This window comes from Hymenobacter sp., assembly GCF_036388155.1.
Lineage (GTDB): Bacteria > Bacteroidota > Bacteroidia > Cytophagales > Hymenobacteraceae > Hymenobacter.
In genome coordinates this window covers 1-17,311 of record NZ_DASVSI010000034.1, presented here as the reverse complement: position 1 = coordinate 17,311, position 17,311 = coordinate 1, and the positions used below count along the sequence as shown (strand labels likewise).

Genomic DNA, 17,311 nt, shown 5'->3' with positions numbered 1-17,311 from the left:
GGATAACCTCTTCGGCTTATCCACTTATCAACCGACCTAATGAGTGGAAACAAAAGAGGATTTTTGAAAAAAAGTTTTAATAAAAAGTTAAGGTTGGGGAAAACCCGCTTCAAGGGTTTGAGTCCCGCTTCAAGGGTTTGAGTCCCGCTTCAAGGGTTGGACCCTGAGCAGAAAATGCAGCTTCCGGCAAGCGCTTCGCCGCTGGAAAAAAATGGGGCGCCGCACTTTTCGCCGGCAGCGCCTTCACCGAGGCCCGAGGTTGCCCCGAAATCTGGGCAGTTATCCCCCCGTGGGCCACCTTGCGTATAGCGGGCAATGCCTTTCGACTACACCCTCGATTTCCACACCGTTGACTTCCGCCAGCACCCCGAACTGTACCGCGTGGGCCGGGGCGAGCAGGGCGTGCTGCTGGTGCAGCCCTACAAGGGCGAAATCCTGCCCCACTGGCGCTTCAAAGACGCCGCAGCGGCCACCGAGTCGTCGGAGACGATTTACGGCCTGTTTGAGGCCTATTTAAAAGCCGAGGATTTTGTGGGGGCCGACATGGCCCGAAAATTCATTCAAATGGGCTTTACGCGGGCCCGGCGCTACGCCAACCACCGCGGCGGCAAGAAATACGCCGGCCCCGTGCCCGACGACAAAAAAGGCCAAGGCGGCGCCCACGGCCGCGCCGAGCTGCCGCGTACCGACCACCCCGACCCGGACAAGGTGGAGGCGGCCGCCATTTTCAAGCGCAAGTGGGACCAGGCCAAAGTGCACCCCGACTACCTGCGGCAGAAAGAAGCCTTCATCGAGAAATACGGGAAATGAAGTTTGCTGTCAGTTGCTCGTTGTCAGTTGTTAGCATTGAATGGAACAACCTAACAACTGACAACGGGCAACTGACAACTACCCCCGCTGCCTACCTTTGCTACCCATCCTTCACCCCAATCCCATGAATACCAATCAACCCTCCAGCATCGAGGAGAACGAAATTATTTTGGGCACCGGCATGGGCCCCTTGCGCTTTGGGGCCACCATGGACGAGGTGCGCACCCTAGTGGGCGAGCCCGAAGAAATTGAGGAATCTGACGACGACGACGACTTTGAGCACCAAGCCTGGAACTACCACGAGGAAGACTACCTGCTGTCGCTGTACTTCGACCGCGAAGACGACTTCCGCCTGAGCTGCATTGAAACCGACAACCCCAGCATGCGCCTGTTTGGCGAGGCCATCTACGGCCAGAGCGTCGACCAGGTGAAGGCCCTCATGCAGCGCCACAACCAGCCCACGCCCGAACTCGAAACCATGGAAGAAGGAGCGGTGCGCCTCTCCTACGAGAAGTCGATGATTGACCTGTACTTCGAAGAAGGCGAGCTGCAGTTCGTGAACTTCGGCGTCTTCATCAACGACGACATGGAGGTGCAATGGCCTCAATAAACCAATGGTTATCCACATTTGCCACCTTTTTTGCTGTGGATAAGTGGATAAGTCACTAAAACAGGTAGGGTTATCCCCCTATTCGCCCGATTTGCTAGCAAGCAACGTTTTGCTAACAAAGCCCCAATAAAAAAGGCTGTCTCCGTTGAGGGACAGCCTTTTTTGCTTTCAGCCGGTGGCTCGCCTTACCCCAGCAGGGTGCGGAACAACAAAAACAGCAAGCCCGACAGGACCATGGTAACGGGCAAGGTGAGCACCCAGGCCAAGGCGATGTTGCGCACCATGCCGGGGTTGATGTTCTTCACGCCGCGGCTGGCCACCATGCTGCCCGCGATGGACGAAGTGAGCACGTGCGTGGTCGACGAGGGCAGGCCGGCGTAGGTGCTCGCGCCAATCATCATGGCGGCCACCAGTTCCGAGCTGGCGCCTTGGGCGTAGCTCAGGTGCTCTTTGCCGATGCGCTCGCCGATGGTTTTTACGATGCGCTGCCAGCCAATCATGGTGCCGCAGGCCAGCGAGAGGCTCACCATGAGCAACACCCACCACGGGGCGTAGTCGGTGAAGGTTTTCATCTCGGCAATGGCCGCGTCGTAGGAAGAACGTTCCTGCGTGCTAAGGCTAACTTTTTCGGAGGCGAGCAGCTTTTTGGCGCGGTTGGCAATGAGCAGGATGTCGCGGCGAATCTCGAAGCGCGTCTGCCGGGGCAGGTCCTCGATGCGGGTGGTGTTGGCAAAAATGCGGTCGAGGTCGTTGGTTTGGGCTTTCACGTCGGCTAGCACTTTTTGGTCGGCGGGGCTTAGCTCGGCGGGGTTTACGCGGCTCATCACCTGCTCAACTTTGGTGAGGGAACTGCGCAGGTCGAGCGGGTTTTTGCCTTGGTCGAGGGCAAAAAAGCTGGGCACGATACCAATGAGAATCAGCATGATGAGGCCCACGCCTTTCTGGCCGTCGTTGGAGCCGTGAAAGAAGCTCACCAGCGTGCAGGTCACAATCAGCAGCAGCCGAATCCAGAGGGGCGGGGGCTTGCGCTTATGGGGTTCTTTAAAAATGGCCTTGCTGGGCACAAAGCGCTTGAACAAGAACATCATGCCAATGGTGAGGGCAAAGCCCAGCAACGGGCCCACGAGCAGGGCAATGCCCGTTTCGCCGGCTTTGCTCCAGTTTACGGCCGCGCCTTGTCCGTTGGGGAGCAACGAAAAGGCAATGCCGACGCCCAAAATAGAGCCAATGAGGGCGTGCGAGCTGGAAGCCGGAATGCCGTAGTACCACGTGCCCACGTTCCAGATAATGGCGCCCAGAATAAGGGCGCCCACCATGGCGATGCCGTGGTACACGTTGGCGTCGACCAAGCTTTCGACGGGGAGCAGGTACACGATGCCCATGGCGACGCCAATGCCGCCGGCGAACACGCCGATGAAGTTCCAAAAAGCGGACCACACCACGGCCACCCAGGGCCGGAGCGTGTTGGTGTAAATCACAGTGGCTACGGCATTTGCCGTATCATGAAAGCCATTCACGAACTCGAACGCGCAGGCGGCCAGCAGGCACACGCCGAGAAGCAGGAGTACGTGAGGTTCTAAACCAAACATAAACAGCAGTTTTGTGGGAATTTGTTTTTATTCATGGAGCAAAGGTAGGATGGTTGCTCACAGCCGGGATGTTACCGAATTGTGTCCTGCGGGGGGCTTTAGCCGCTAGCTCGACATTCCCGGCCTTCTACGCAGCTGTTTTAGCTTGGGCCACAGCGGCCTACTTTTGTGGGCATGAACCCAGCACTCGAAACCACCCAGCTCAAGGATATAGTGGCCCACGCCAAGGAATACGGCTTCGTGTTCCAGTCATCGGAAATCTACGACGGCCTGGCCGCCGTGTACGACTACGGCCCCAATGGCGTGGAGCTGAAAAACAACCTCAAGCGCCTGTGGTGGGAATCGATGACCCAGCTGCATGATAATGTCGTGGGCATCGACGCGGCCATTTTCATGCATCCGCTTACCTGGAAAGCTTCGGGCCACGTCGATGGCTTTTCCGACCCGTTGATTGACAACCTCGACAGCAAAAAGCGCTACCGCGCCGATGTCTTGGTGGAAGATAAAGCCGCTGAATACGAGAAAGCTGGCGAGATTCTGAAGGCGAATATGCTGCTCGAAGAAATGGGCCGGCTGCTAACCGAAAACGACTTGGTGGCCGTGCGTCAACTCATCATTGATGAGAAAATCAAGTGCCCAATTTCGGGAACGGCCAATTGGACGGAAGTGCGCCAATTCAACCTCATGTTCACCACACAGGTTGGCGCAGTAGAAGGCACGACGACGGATTTGTACCTCCGGCCCGAAACGGCCCAGGGCATTTTCGTGAACTTCCTGAACGTGCAGAAGTCGGCTCGCATGAAAATTCCGTTCGGCATTGCTCAAATCGGGAAGGCCTTTCGGAATGAGATTGTAGCCCGCCAATTTATTTTCCGGATGCGGGAGTTTGAGCAGATGGAGATGCAATTCTTCGTGCGCCCCGGCACCGAGGAAGAGTGGTACAATAAGTGGAAGCAAACACGCCGCCGCTGGCACGAAGCGCTGGGGTTGCCAGCTACTAAGTTGCGCTACCACGACCATGAAAAGCTCGCGCACTACGCCAGCGAAGCTGTGGACATTGAGTACGAATTTCCCTTTGGCTTCAAGGAAATGGAAGGCATTCACTCGCGCGGTGACTTCGACCTGACCCAGCACCAGAACCTGAGCCGCAAAAAGCAGCAGTACTTCGACGCCGACATCGACCCCGCCACTGGCAAGGCCTACGGCAACTACGTGCCTTTCGTGGTAGAAACCTCAGTGGGCGCCGACCGCCTATTCTTGGCCACGCTCTGCAACGCCTTCCAGGAAGAAACCATTACGGAAGGGGAAGGCGAGGCCCAGCAAACCAAAACCCGTACTTTCCTGAAGCTGCACCCAGCCGTGGCCCCAGTGAAGGCCGCCATCTTCCCGCTCGTCCGCAAAGACGGCATGCCCGAGAAGGCCCAGGAAATCTTCGACTCGTTGAAGTACGACTTCCGCCTCGTGCTGGAGGAGCGTGACGCCATCGGCAAGCGCTACACCCGCCAGGACCTCATCGGCACGCCCTTCTGCATCGTGGTCGATGGCCAGACCCTGGAGGACAACACCGTGACCGTGCGCCACCGAGACTCCCGCGAGCAAACCCGCATGCCGATTTCGGAACTGCGTGCCTACATCGGGGAGGCCGTGAGCCCGCGCCGCATATTCGAGAAGCTGTAGAAGCTGACCAAACGCGGAGCAACCTCACCCCCGGCCCCTCTCCAAAAGAGAGGGGAGCCTGATGGCTATCTCCGCTTCATTAGAGGCTATGTAATAATGTAAAAAGCCCCGACTCTGCTTTGAGCCGGGGCTTTTTAATTTGGGCAAATCAAGCTCGTCAGGCTCCCCTCTCTTTTGGAGAGGGGCCGGGGGTGAGGTTGCCCCGCCGTGCCCTTACGTAACTTTGCCTTTTTGCAGGGTTTTATGTGGGAGCAGCTCGCCTATTTCATTATCCGGTTTCGTCTTTCGCTGATTGCGGTGTTGGCCGTCATCACCGTGTTCATGGCCTGGAAAGCCAAGGACGTGGAGATGACCTACGACTTCGCTCAGGTCGTGAGTCCGAACGACCCGGACATGATTTATTTCCAAGACTTTAAGAAGACCTTTGGCGAGGACGGCAACGTGCTGGTGGTAGGCCTGCAGGACAGCTCCGTCTACAAGCTCAGCAACTTCAACGAGTTGCGCATTCTCACCGATACCCTGGCCAAAGTAGAAGGCGTGAACGGCGTGCTGAGTGTGAGCAAGCTGCTGAACATCAGCAAAGACACGGCAAATAATAGCTTCAAAGCCAACCCCATTTTTAAGACTGCGCCGCGCAGCCAACGCGAGCTGGACAGCCTGATGCGGGTGGTCAACAGTGTGGAGTTTTATAAGGGCCAGCTCATCAGCCCCACCACCGGGGCCACGCTGCTGGCCCTGACCATGGACCCAAAATACCTGAACTCGTCGCGCCGGCAGGCCGTGATGAACAACATTTTGGGCTTCACGAAGCAGTTCGAGCAGAAGACCAAAATCAAGCTGCACTACGCCGGTCTGCCCTACGTGCGCTCCACGATGACGAGCAAGGTGGCGTCGGAAATGAAGTTCTTCACCATCCTGGCCATGGTCGTAACCGGGCTCACGCTGTTGGTGTTCTTCCGGACGTGGTCGGCGGTGGTGTTTCCGCTGATTGTGGTGGGCGTCACGGTTATCTGGTGCATTGGCTCCATTGTGCTGCTGGGCTTCAAAATCAACCTGCTCACGGGCCTTATACCCAGTATTATCGTCGTTATCGGCATTCCGAACTGCACTTACCTGCTCTCACGCTACCACTACGACTACCGGAAATCGGGCAACCAGATGCTGGCCATGACGCGGGTAATCCGCAAAATCGGCCTCGTCACCCTGATGAACAACATGACCACGGCCGTGGGCTTCATCGTGTTTGCCTTCACCGATATTTCGATTCTGTACCAGTTCGGCCTGGTGGCCACAATCAACATTTTCGCAGCCTTCCTCATCAGTTTTATTCTGATTCCGGCCGTGTTCAGCATGTTGCCGCCGCCCACGCCTAAGCAACTAGAGCACCTTGATGCCAAGCCGCTCACCAAGCTGCTGGAGTTTTTCGACCACCTTGTGCTCGACCGCCGGCCCACGGTATATGTCGCGGCCCTGGTGATGGTAGCGGGCGCGGCATTCGGCATTTCGCGTATCGAATCTGTCTCCTACATGGTCGACGATTTGCCCAAGAAAAGCTCCGTCAACGCCGATTTGGCCTTTTTCGAAAGCCACTTTAACGGCGTGATGCCCTTGGAATTCGAAGTCGATACCCACAAAAAGCGCGGCTTACTGAAGCTTAAAAACCTGGAGAAAATCGACCAGTTTGAGAAGTTTCTGCGCACACAACCGGAGCTGTCGCCGCCCGTCAGCCTGGTTACCTTCCTCAAGGCCAGCACCCAGGCTTTTTACAACGGCGACCCCAAGTTCTTCCGCCTGCCCGATAACTCGGAACGTCCCTACATTCTCACCGCCTTGGCCAATTCGAAGGGTGCCGGCAATGAGGCGGGCATGAACAGCAAGCTCCTGCGGTCCTTCGCCGACAGTACCGGCCAGAGGGCCCGCATCAGCCTCAAAATCGCCGATATCGGCTCGCAGAACCTCGATTCGCTGATGAACAAGCGCATCCTGCCCGAGATGAACCGCATTTTCACCGGTTCGGGCATGGATATTCGGCCCACCGGCACCACCATCATCTTCACCAAAGGCAACGAATACATCATTCACACCCTGCGCGAAAGCCTGCTGCTGGCCTTTGGTCTGGTAGGCTTGGTGGTGCTTATCCTCTTCCGCTCGGCTCGCACGGTGCTGTTTGCCCTCATTCCGAATGCCGTGACGCTGGTATTGACGGCCGGTATTATGGGCTTTTTCAACATCCCGCTCAAGCCCAGCACCGCCCTGATTTTCGTGATTGCACTGGGTATTGATGGGGACAACTCCATTCACCTGCTGGCCAAATTCCGCCAGGAAATGGCCCTCAATGGCCACCGGGTGCGCGAAGCCGTATCGGTTACGCTAAGCGAGGCGGGCACCAGCATGATTTACACCAGCATCGTGTTGTTCGTCGGTTTCAGCATTTTTGCCTTCAGCGAATTCGGTGGCACCAAAGCTTTGGGATTGTTAATGTCGGCTTCGTTGTTAATCACCAACTTCTCCAACCTGATTTTGCTGCCCGCCATGCTCATTACGTTCGACCATGGCAAAGGCAACCTCATTGATAACGACGCTTTGATTCGCCATTATGACGAGTCGTACCACGAAGAAGACGATGACCAGGAATTGAACCTCGCCCGAATGAAAAAGGAAGGCGAAGTCGGTACGTATGAGATTTAAGACCCTCAGATTACCAGAATAAAAAAGAACGTCATGCTTCATCTGGCGTCCGCGCAGCCGAAGCATCTCTCCCGCGCCTCTTGTCATGCTGAGCTTGCGAAGCATCTCATCACCGCTGAACGATTCGTTTGAACGTGATAAGATGCTTCTCAGGCTCAGCATGACAGCCGATTGAAAAGATATAGAAAGAGAAACATGAAATACCCCGAGTACAAGCAGCCGCTCAATTACGGCCAGGTGGGCGAGGACATCCTCGCCTGGTGGAAGGAGCACGGCATCTTTGAAAAGAGCGTGAGCAGCCGCGAAGGCCAGCCCACGTTCGTGTTTTACGAAGGCCCGCCCTCGGCCAACGGCGCCCCCGGCATCCACCACGTGATGGCGCGCACGGTGAAGGACATCTTCTGCCGCTACCAGACGCTGCTGGGCAAGCAAGTGCCTCGCAAAGGCGGCTGGGATACCCACGGCCTGCCCATCGAGCTGCAGGTGGAGAAGGAGCTCGGCATCACGAAGGAGGATATCGGCAAGAAAGTCAGCGTCGAGGAGTACAACCAACGCTGCCGCGAAACCGTGATGCGCTTCAAGGCGCAATGGGACGACCTGACCGAGAAAATGGGCTACTGGGTCGACCTCGACGACCCTTACGTGACCTTCGAGCCGGAGTACATCGAAAGCTGCTGGGCGCTGCTCAAGAAGCTTTATGACAAGGGCTTGCTGTATAAGGGCTATACCATTCAGCCGTACTCGCCGGCCGCGGGCACTGGCTTAAGTAGCCACGAATTGAGCCAAGAGGGTACTTATCGGCCCGTAAAGGATACGACAGTTGTAGCTCAGTTCAAGGTGAAGCGCGACGCTGCGTCTGAGAAGCTTTTTGAGGTTGAAGACCCCGCCGAAACTTTTGTATTAGCTTGGACAACTACGCCTTGGACTCTGCCTGCTAACACAGGCTTGGCTGTGGGCCCAAAAATCGTCTATCAACTTATTCAAACTAAAAATCAATACACTGGTGAGCTAGTCAATGTATTGTTGGCAAAAAGCCGTTTCACTTCGTACTTCGACTACACTACAACCTATCCTGTAGGTCATGGTGTATTGCCGTCAGTAGAGAAATGGACAGGTCCTGCTACATCGAACGGCAAATATTTGCCATTCAAAGTTTTAGGAGAATTCACTGGAGCTGAACTAGCTGGAATCAAATATGAACGGCTATTTGGAATCGAAGCTGGTTTCCCACACTTCGAAGGCGAAGAAAAGGGTTTTCGTGTCATCCCTGCTGACTTTGTAACCACCGAAGACGGCACGGGCATCGTGCACATCTCGCCCACGTTTGGGGCCGATGACTTCCGGGCCGCGCAACTGGCCGATATCCCGGCGCTGATGGTGCCGGATGCCGAAGGCACGCTCGGTCCCATCGTGGACCGGACGGGCCGCTACGTGGCTCAAATGGGCGAGTTTGCGGGCCGCTGGGTGAAGAACTACGACGGCCACGACGAAACTGGTGTCGACTACAAGACGCTGGACGAGAGCATTGTCATCAAGATGAAAGGGGATGGCACGGCCTTCAAAGTGGAGAAGTACGAGCATACCTACCCGCACTGCTGGCGCACCGACAAGCCCGTGCTCTACTACCCGCTCGATTCCTGGTTTATCAAGACCACGGCGGTGAAGGACCGGCTCATCGAACTCAACAAAACCATCAACTGGAAGCCCGAAAGCACCGGCGCCGGCCGCTTCGGCAACTGGCTGGAAAACCTGGTGGACTGGAACCTCAGCCGCTCGCGCTACTGGGGCACGCCGCTGCCCATCTGGCGCACGCAGGACGGCACCGAGGAGCTGTGCATCGGCAGCATCGAGCAGCTGAAAATGGAGATTGACAAGGCCGTCGCGGCCGAAGTCATGACCCACAACCCGTATCGGGTTTCTGGTTCCTCGTCTCTGGTTTCTGGTTCGAACGACAACCAGCAACCAGCAACCAGGAACCAGGAACCCAAAGTAGACCTGCACCGGCCCTACGTGGACGATATTTTCCTCGTTTCGCCCAGCGGCCTGCCCATGTACCGCGAGACGGACCTCATCGACGTGTGGTTTGACTCCGGTGCCATGCCCTACGCGCAGTGGCATTACCCCATCGAAAACGGCGAAAAATTCCAGAAGAATTTCCCCGCCGATTTCATTGCCGAAGGCGTGGACCAAACTCGCGGCTGGTTCTTCACGCTGCACGCCCTGGCGGTGATGCTGGAAGATTCCGTGGCCTTCAAAAACGTGATGGCCAACGGCTTGGTGCTCGCCAAGGACGGCCAGAAGATGAGCAAGCGCCTCGGCAACGCCGTGGACCCGTTTGCCACCATCAAGCAGTTCGGCCCCGATGCCACCCGCTGGTACCTCATCGCCAACGCGCCACCGTGGGATAACCTCAAGTTTGACCCCGCCGGTGTGACCGAGGTGCAACGCCGCTTCTTCGGTACGCTGTTCAATACGTACTCGTTCTATGCGCTTTACGCGAATCTGGACGACTTCCAGACTCGTGAATTCGACCGCATTTCGCAGTCGGATTTGAGCGAGTTGGACCGCTGGGTGCTCAGCAAACTGCAGTCGCTGATTGTGGAAGTGCGCGGCTACCTGGATAGCTACGACCCCACGAAGGCCGCCCGCGCCATCCAGGATTTCGTGACCGACCAGCTCTCGAACTGGTACGTGCGCCTCTCGCGCCGCCGTTTCTGGAAAGGCGAACTGACTCAGGACAAGCGCGCTGCCTACGAAACCCTGCAGGAATGCCTGGTGGTGGTGGCGCAGCTGATGTCGCCCATCGCGCCGTTTTTCGGCGAGTGGCTGTACAAGAACATGACCGATTGCATGCGCGCCGAAGCCGTGGCCAAAAACACGCCCCTGGCCCCGGAATCGGTGCATCTGGGGCTGTTGGTGGAAGCCGACGCTGCCCGCATCGACCAGAAGCTGGAGGAGCGCATGGAGCTGGCCCAGCGCATCAGCTCGCTGGCTCACTCGCTGCGCAAAAAGTCGGTGCTGAAGGTGCGCCAGCCCCTGCAGCGCATCCTGGTGCCGGTGCTGAACGACTCGACCAAGGAGCAAGTGGGCCTCGTGGAGGACCTGATTTGCGCCGAAATCAACGTGAAGCACATCGAATTCCTCGACGACACCCACGGCGTATTGGTAAAGTCTGTGAAGCCGAATTTTAAGGTTTTAGGCAAGAAATACGGCCCTCGTATGCAGAACATCGCGCGTCGGATTCAAGAAATGAACGAAGATGAAATTGCCCATCTAGAGAAAGTCGGTGAACTGACTCTAGAAGTAATGGGGCATGGCATCAAGTTCGTACTTGAAGATGTGGAAATCCGTACCGACGACCTGCCCGGCTGGCTCGTGGCCACCGACGGCCCCCTCACCGTGGCCCTCGACGTGACCCTGACCGACGAACTGCGCCAGGAAGGCCTCGCCCGCGAGCTGGTGAACCGCCTCCAAAACCTGCGCAAAGACTCAGGCCTGGAAGTGCAGGACAAAATCCGCGTCACTTTGGCAGATGCCCAGCCCGAGCTCACAGCCGCCGTGGCCGCGTTCGGTGACTACATCCGCACCGAAACGCAGGCCCTCGCCCTGACGTTTGCGGCCGATGTGAACGGCGGTTCCGTGCTCGAATTTGATGACTACTCCGTGCCCGTGCATTTGGAGGTTGCAACTGCTTGATGCTGAACGACTCGTCGGGGCCTCGAAACCCCGGTGAGTCCTCGGTCGCACAAACGCTCAATAAGCTCGTCTATTTAGGCTCAAAAGGCCAGACAGTCAGTTATAAAAGGTACAAAAAGACGGTAATAAAACAGGCCGTCGCTCTCGCCACTTTTGGCACCGTCTGAATGCACCCAACCCTCACCACTCGCCAGCAAAACGCGGCCAAATTCTTCCTGCTGGCCCTGCTCATTATTGCCATCGACCAGCTCTCGAAGTGGGCCGTGCACACCTACATGCAGCCCGGCATGGCGGGAGAAATTCCGGTATTTGGCAACTGGTTTAAGCTCCATTACACGCTGAACCCGGGCATGGCTTTCGGGGCTGAGCTGCCGGCTCCCTACGGCAAGCTGGTTCTGACGGCTTTTCGCCTAGTAGCCGTCTTTGGGTTGAGCTACTACATTATTCGCCTTTGCCGGCAGCGGGCATCAGGCGGCTACATCGCCTGCATGGCCCTGATTCTGGGCGGCGCCGTCGGCAACCTGATTGACTCAATTTTCTACGGCATCGTTTACAACAATGCACCATTTGCCTCGCCTACGCGCTGGTTCTACGGCCAGGTAATTGACATGCTCTACGTGGACATCTACGAAGGCTTTTTGCCCCAGAACTGGCCGCTGCTAGGAGGGAAGTACGTTTCGCTCTGGCCCATCTTCAACATCGCCGACTCGTCCATTTTCATCGGTGTAGCCTTGATTCTGCTGAATCAGAGCCGTTTTTTCAAGCAGGAAGAGCAGAACCAAGCCGTTGCCACGGAGCGCGCCCCTTTGGTAGCTCCTGACTCTGAGAATCTGGCTTAATTAGGGGAGAGGCGCATTAGGTCCGCTACCACAACCTCCACCAAGGCTTCTTCAAGTCAGTATTCAGCTTGTCAGGCTCTTCCATTGGCTTTAATTCGCCGTTTTCAGGGAGTAGTATCGGGCCTTCAAAACTGCAATCGTAAAAGCCAACTTGATGCTTTTGCCCCAACCGATGAGCCGTTTCGTATGCTTTTTCTGTTAAGGACCAGCTGAAGGCCGCATATATAACCACACGGCCAATGCAATAGTCCGTTTCGTAATCACTTGTGTGGTCATCGGTCGCATTAGGACCATTCATGTCCGGAAAAGTATGCTCCATCTCTATTAACCAAGCCTGAAGGCTAGGAGTAGTAACAGCTGGGTCATCGTAGGTATGCTCCTCTGCCCATTCCGTTTGGGTGTCATACCAAGCCATAAATTCATCCTTCGTTTTCGGGGCTGCCTCTTGGCTGAAAACCATTAGGTCGTAACTCATAGGAGAAGGGCTTTTGGGAACAAAGTACCACACGTTCCTGCGTACATGACGTTCTTGCATACCTAAACTGCCCACAACCGCTACCCTTAATCCCCTCCGTGCCCAACCCCCTGCTCACCGTTTCCAACCTCACTATTGACTTCTCCAGCCACCGCGGCGACGTGCGGGCCGTGGATAACGTGTCGTTTGAGCTGAATAGGGGCGAGACGCTGGCCATTGTGGGCGAGTCGGGCTCGGGCAAATCCGTGACGTCGCTGGCCCTGCTGGGGCTGATTCCGATGCCGCCCGGCCGCATTGCCAGCGGCAAAACCATCTTTCTCTCCGAAAAGCTTGGCGAAACGGACCTGCTGAAACTCTCTGAAACGGACCTGCGCCAGGTGCGCGGCAATGACATTGGGATGATTTTCCAGGAGCCGATGACCTCGCTGAACCCCGTGTACACCTGCGGCAGCCAGGTGGTGGAGGCCCTGCTGCTGCACACCGATTGCACCAAGCAGGCCGCCAAGGAGCGCACCATTCAGCTGTTTGCCGAAGCGCAGCTGCCGCGCCCCGAAGCCATCTTCAACAGCTACCCGCACGAAATCTCGGGGGGCCAGAAGCAGCGTGTGATGATTGCCATGGCCATGGCCTGCCGCCCGGCCCTGCTCATCGCTGACGAGCCCACCACGGCTCTCGACGTGACGGTGCAGGCCCGCATGTTGCGCCTCATCGACGACCTACGCCGCCAGCACAACACGGCCGTCCTCTTCATCACCCACGACCTCGGCGTGGTGGCCGAAATCGCCGACCGCATTCTGGTGATGTATCGGGGCAAGGTCGTGGAACAGGGGAGGGTGCTGGATATTTTTTCAAATCCGCAACATCCGTACACAAAAGGGCTGTTGGCGTGTCGTCCGCGGCTCTCGGTGGGCAAAAAACGCCTGCCTGTGGTAGCTGATTTCATGGGGGAAGATGCCAGCGGGCAGCTTTTTGCCCAGCCGGCGCCCGTGCTTCCGCTGCCAGATGAGGCACTTGCGGAATCTTCGCCCGAAGTGGAGCAGCAGCAGTTACGGGATAAAATTGAAACCGCCAAAACGTTCCCCGTGGAACATGGGCAAATTGGCGATGTTCCACGCCCTGCCAAGCTTACTTCGGCGCCCGTCAGCGAGCCCGTCGTGGCTGACAAGCCCAACGCCACCGAACCGCTTCTCCAGGTTCAAAACCTCCAGGTCTACTTCCCGCTTCGCAAGGGTTTCTTCCGTCGGGCCACCGACTACGTGCGGGCGGTGGACGATGTCAGCTTCACGCTCTATCCCGGCGAGACCATCGGGCTGGTAGGGGAGTCCGGCTGCGGTAAGACTACGCTCGGCCGGGCGCTGCTCCGCCTCACGGAACCAACGGCCGGCAGCATCCTGTTTGAAGGAACTGACCTGGCCAAGCTGTCCAGTGGTGACTTGCGCCGCCGTCGGCGCGATTTGCAGCTGGTGTTCCAGGACCCCTACGCCGCCCTCAATCCCATGCTGACGGTGGGCGAGGCCATTTGGGAGCCGATGCGCGTGCATAACGTGGGCGGCACCCGCCAACAGCAAAAGGCGAAAGTGATGGAGCTGCTGCGCACCGTGGGGCTGCGCGAGGAGCATTTCCAGCGCTACCCGCACGAGTTCAGCGGCGGGCAGCGGCAGCGCATCTGCATTGCCCGGGCGCTGGCTTTGCAGCCCAAGCTGATTGTCTGCGACGAGTCGGTTTCGGCCCTTGATGTGTCGGTGCAGGCGCAGGTTCTCAACCTGCTCAACGACCTCAAACGCGAGTTCGGCATCACCTATCTGTTCATCACGCACGACCTGTCCGTGGCCCGGTTTATGAGCGACCGGCTGCTGGTCATGCACCAGGGCCGCATCGTGGAGAGCGGCCCGGCGGCAGCCATCTACGCCGCTCCGCAGCACGAATACACCCAAGGCCTGCTGGCCGCCATCCCGAAGGACAGCTTGGCGGACATCGAAGCCGCCGTGGCCAGCCGGGCGTAACGTAGCGCGGACTTTTAGTCCGCGAATTCAAATGCTCTGGCCCGGACCTGCGCCTGATTGATACCTTGCGCCGACAGATGCAGCTTCTGTCGCTTTTTTACAAGACTCCTTGTGCTGCTACTCGCGGACTAAAAGTCCGCGCTACAACCTACCGGCTTCTGCCGCGTTTTACTTACCGTGCCGATTCATTCGGCCAATCAATTTCCGCTTTTGCCGCCTGCGACCAATCAACTTTCGGCGGCTGTCTTTTTCACATGAACACCCCCGAAAACACCCGGGCTCCCCGCGCCAAGCGCGAAAAGCCCGAACCCACGGCCATCACGCAAGACCAAGTGCTGCGTGTCTTCGCCGACAATCCTACCAAAGTGCTGGCCTACCGCCAGCTGTCGCGCCGCCTCGGCGTCACGACCAAGGGACAGCGCGAGGAAATCTTCGCCCACATCAAAGTTCTGCGCAAAAACGGCCTGATTACGCTGCTTCAGAACGACGAATACCGCTTGGCTGACACTGACGCTGTGGCCACCGCGCTGATGCCGTCTAACGCCAAGAAATCGAGCAAAAAAGCCGACTTGCCGGTGCAGCCCCCGCGCAATCGTTCGGTGCAGGCCGAGTTTGGCCAGGACCCCATTGTGCACCGCCGCCGCTACGCCGGTTTCGACTACGCCGACGGCGACGACCGCCCCGAGCGCGCCCCGGCCAATACGGTCATTGGCACGGTGGATTTGGCGACGCCCAACTTCGCTTTTGTCGTGCCCGAGGGCGTGGACGCCGGCGACGACATTCGCGTGTTTACCGACCAGCTCAAGTTTGCCCTGCAGGGCGACGTGGTGCGGGTGCGCCTGCGCAACTCCCGCGACGGCCGCCCCATGGGCGACGTGGTGGAAGTGCTCAAGCGCCAGCGCCCCGAGGTAGTGGGCCGCATCCAGATTCAGGGCACGCTCGGGTTTGTGAAGCCTGATAACCGCAAGGTTTACTTCGACGTGTTTGTGCCGCCGCATTTGCTGCACGATTCGCGCAACGGCGACAAGGTGCTGGTCCGCATCAACGAGTTTCCGGAGGACAGCAGCCGCCAGCCGGTGGGAGAGGTCATCCGCAACTTCGGCGCGGCCGGCGGCAACGAAGCCGAGATAAACGCCATCATGGCCGAGTTTGGCCTGCCCTTCGAATTCCCTGAGGAAGTGGAGACCGAATCGGAAGGCATCAGCGAGTTGATTGAGCAGGATGAGATTGCCCGCCGCCGCGACTTCCGCAACGTCACCACCTTTACCATCGACCCCGCCGACGCCAAGGACTTTGACGATGCTCTGAGCATCGAGAAGCTGGAAAACGGCCACTGGGAAATTGGCGTGCACATCGCCGACGTGACCCACTACGTCCGCCCCGGCACCGAGCTGGAGCGCGAGGGAAAGCACCGCGCTACGTCGGTTTACTTAGTCGACCGCGTGATTCCGATGCTGCCCGAGCGCCTGAGCAACGGCCTCTGCTCGCTGCGCCCGCACGAAGACAAACTGACTTTCTCGGCCGTGTTTGAGCTCGACGAAAATGGTAAACTCTACGAGTCGTGGTTCGGCAAAACCATCATTCACTCCGACCGCCGCTTCAGCTACGAGGAGGCCCAAGAGCGCATCGAAAGCAAGGAGGGCGACTATGCCGAGGAGATAAATGTGCTCAACGACATGGCGCATAAAATCTGCGCCCAGCGCTTCAAGCAAGGTGCCATCACCTTCGAAACCCAGGAAGTGAAGTTCCGGCTAGATGAGCACGGCAAACCCCTCGGCGTGTACGTGAAGGAGCGCAAGGACGCGCACAAGATGATTGAGGAGTTCATGCTGCTGGCCAACCGCAAGGTGGCCGAGTTCGTGTTCAACCTCAAAAAGACCAAGCCGCGCTTCACCATGGTGTACCGCACCCACGATGCGCCTGAGCCCGAACGCCTCCAAACCTTCGCCCTCTTCGCCCAGAAATTCGGCTACAAGCTGAAGCTCGACAACCCGAAAAAAATCAGCACCGAGCTCAACAACCTGAGCTCCGAAGTGGTGGGCAAGCCCGAGCAAAACGTGCTCCAAGGCCTCGCCATTCGGACCATGGCCAAGGCCATTTACAGCACCGAGCCGCTGGGCCACTTCGGCCTGGCCTTCGACCACTACTCGCACTTCACCTCACCCATCCGCCGCTATCCGGATATGATGGCCCACCGCCTGCTCGAGCACTACCTGCTCGGCGGAAAGAACGTACCGGTGGAGCCCGTGGAAGAAGAGTGCAAGCACTCCTCGGCCCGCGAAAAACTCGCCGCCAACGCCGAGCGCGCCAGCATCAAGTTCAAACAGGTGGAGTTCATGGCTGACGAAATCGGCAACACGTTCAAGGGCGTGGTTTCCGGCCTCACCGAGCGCGGCATGTACATCGAAATCGAGGAGAACAAGTGCGAAGGCATGGTGCGCCTCTCGGACATTCCCGGTGATGAATTCGAGCTCGACAAGGACAACTACCGCATCGTGGGTCGCCGCACCAAGCGCATCATCCAGTTCGGTGATGTGATGGATGTAGTAGTTAAATCGGCCAACCTCCTGGACCGGACCATCGACTTTGAGCTAGTCGATGACCGCCCCGACCACGTGAAGAAGCGCGAGGCCGATGAGCGCAAGAACCGTGGCGGCGGTGCCCCTCGCGGCTACCGCGACTATGACAAGGGCGGCAAAGGCGGCGGCATGGCGAAGGGCGCCCACAAGGGCAACAAGCGCCGCTAGACCCAGCGCCCCAGCCCCGCGGAACCTCACCCCCGGCCTCTCTCTAAAAGAGAGGGGAGCCTGACGATAATAGAAGCTCCGACTCAATCCAGAGTTGGGGCTTTTTTGTTGATGCCAGTACTACCAAGCTCATCCGTCAGACGCCTCTCGGCTCCCCTCTTTTGGAGAGGGGCCAGG

General features: G+C 57.8%; 10 protein-coding genes. 8 read left to right on the top strand and 2 right to left on the bottom strand.

All coding sequences use genetic code 11. The features are described from left to right. Positions 1-315: 315 nt before the first annotated feature. Positions 316-810, top strand: a complete 495-nt coding sequence (locus tag VF629_RS04885; protein ID WP_331057334.1) for a DUF4385 domain-containing protein — start codon at positions 316-318, stop codon at positions 808-810. 124 nt (positions 811-934) lie between these two features. Next, complete coding sequence (locus VF629_RS04880) at positions 935-1,420, top strand: hypothetical protein (RefSeq protein WP_331057333.1); 486 nt, start codon at positions 935-937, stop codon at positions 1,418-1,420. A gap of 185 nt (positions 1,421-1,605) precedes the next feature. Here VF629_RS04880 and VF629_RS04875 read toward each other — a convergent pair whose 3' ends face one another. Continuing rightward, entirely contained in the window at positions 1,606-3,009 is a 1,404-nt protein-coding gene (locus VF629_RS04875) for an inorganic phosphate transporter (protein WP_331057332.1), read from the bottom strand. Between the two features lie 174 nt (positions 3,010-3,183). Here VF629_RS04875 and VF629_RS04870 point away from each other — a divergent pair, with 174 nt between their 5' ends. The 4 genes from VF629_RS04870 to VF629_RS04855 all read left to right on the top strand — a co-directional run bounded on the left by VF629_RS04870 (position 3,184) and on the right by VF629_RS04855 (position 11,909). Next, positions 3,184-4,686 carry a glycine--tRNA ligase gene (locus VF629_RS04870; protein WP_331057331.1) on the top strand — a complete coding sequence of 501 codons (1,503 nt, stop codon included), beginning with the start codon at positions 3,184-3,186 and terminating at the stop codon, positions 4,684-4,686. Between the two features lie 243 nt (positions 4,687-4,929). Further along, positions 4,930-7,374: an efflux RND transporter permease subunit gene (locus tag VF629_RS04865; RefSeq protein ID WP_331057330.1), complete on the top strand. Its 2,445-nt coding sequence runs from the start codon at positions 4,930-4,932 to the stop codon at positions 7,372-7,374. Between the two features lie 195 nt (positions 7,375-7,569). After that, positions 7,570-11,070 (top strand): isoleucine--tRNA ligase, encoded by a 3,501-nt coding sequence (gene ileS / locus VF629_RS04860; protein ID WP_331057329.1) that lies wholly within the window; start codon positions 7,570-7,572, stop codon positions 11,068-11,070. Positions 11,071-11,237: 167 nt separating this feature from the next. Continuing rightward, positions 11,238-11,909 (top strand): lipoprotein signal peptidase, encoded by a 672-nt coding sequence (locus VF629_RS04855; RefSeq protein ID WP_331057328.1) that lies wholly within the window; start codon positions 11,238-11,240, stop codon positions 11,907-11,909. A 25-nt stretch (positions 11,910-11,934) separates the two neighbouring features. Here the strand turns inward: VF629_RS04855 and VF629_RS04850 are convergent, their stop codons facing one another. Next, entirely contained in the window at positions 11,935-12,384 is a 450-nt protein-coding gene (locus VF629_RS04850) for a hypothetical protein (protein WP_331057327.1), read from the bottom strand. A gap of 98 nt (positions 12,385-12,482) precedes the next feature. Between VF629_RS04850 and VF629_RS04845 the strand changes: the two genes are divergently transcribed. Then, the gene (locus VF629_RS04845; RefSeq protein WP_331057326.1) at positions 12,483-14,387 is read left to right on the top strand and encodes an ABC transporter ATP-binding protein; all 1,905 of its coding nucleotides are present in this window, start codon (positions 12,483-12,485) and stop codon (positions 14,385-14,387) included. Between the two features lie 254 nt (positions 14,388-14,641). Next, positions 14,642-17,134 carry a ribonuclease R gene (gene rnr / locus VF629_RS04840; protein ID WP_331057325.1) on the top strand — a complete coding sequence of 831 codons (2,493 nt, stop codon included), beginning with the start codon at positions 14,642-14,644 and terminating at the stop codon, positions 17,132-17,134. Positions 17,135-17,311 lie beyond the last annotated feature (177 nt).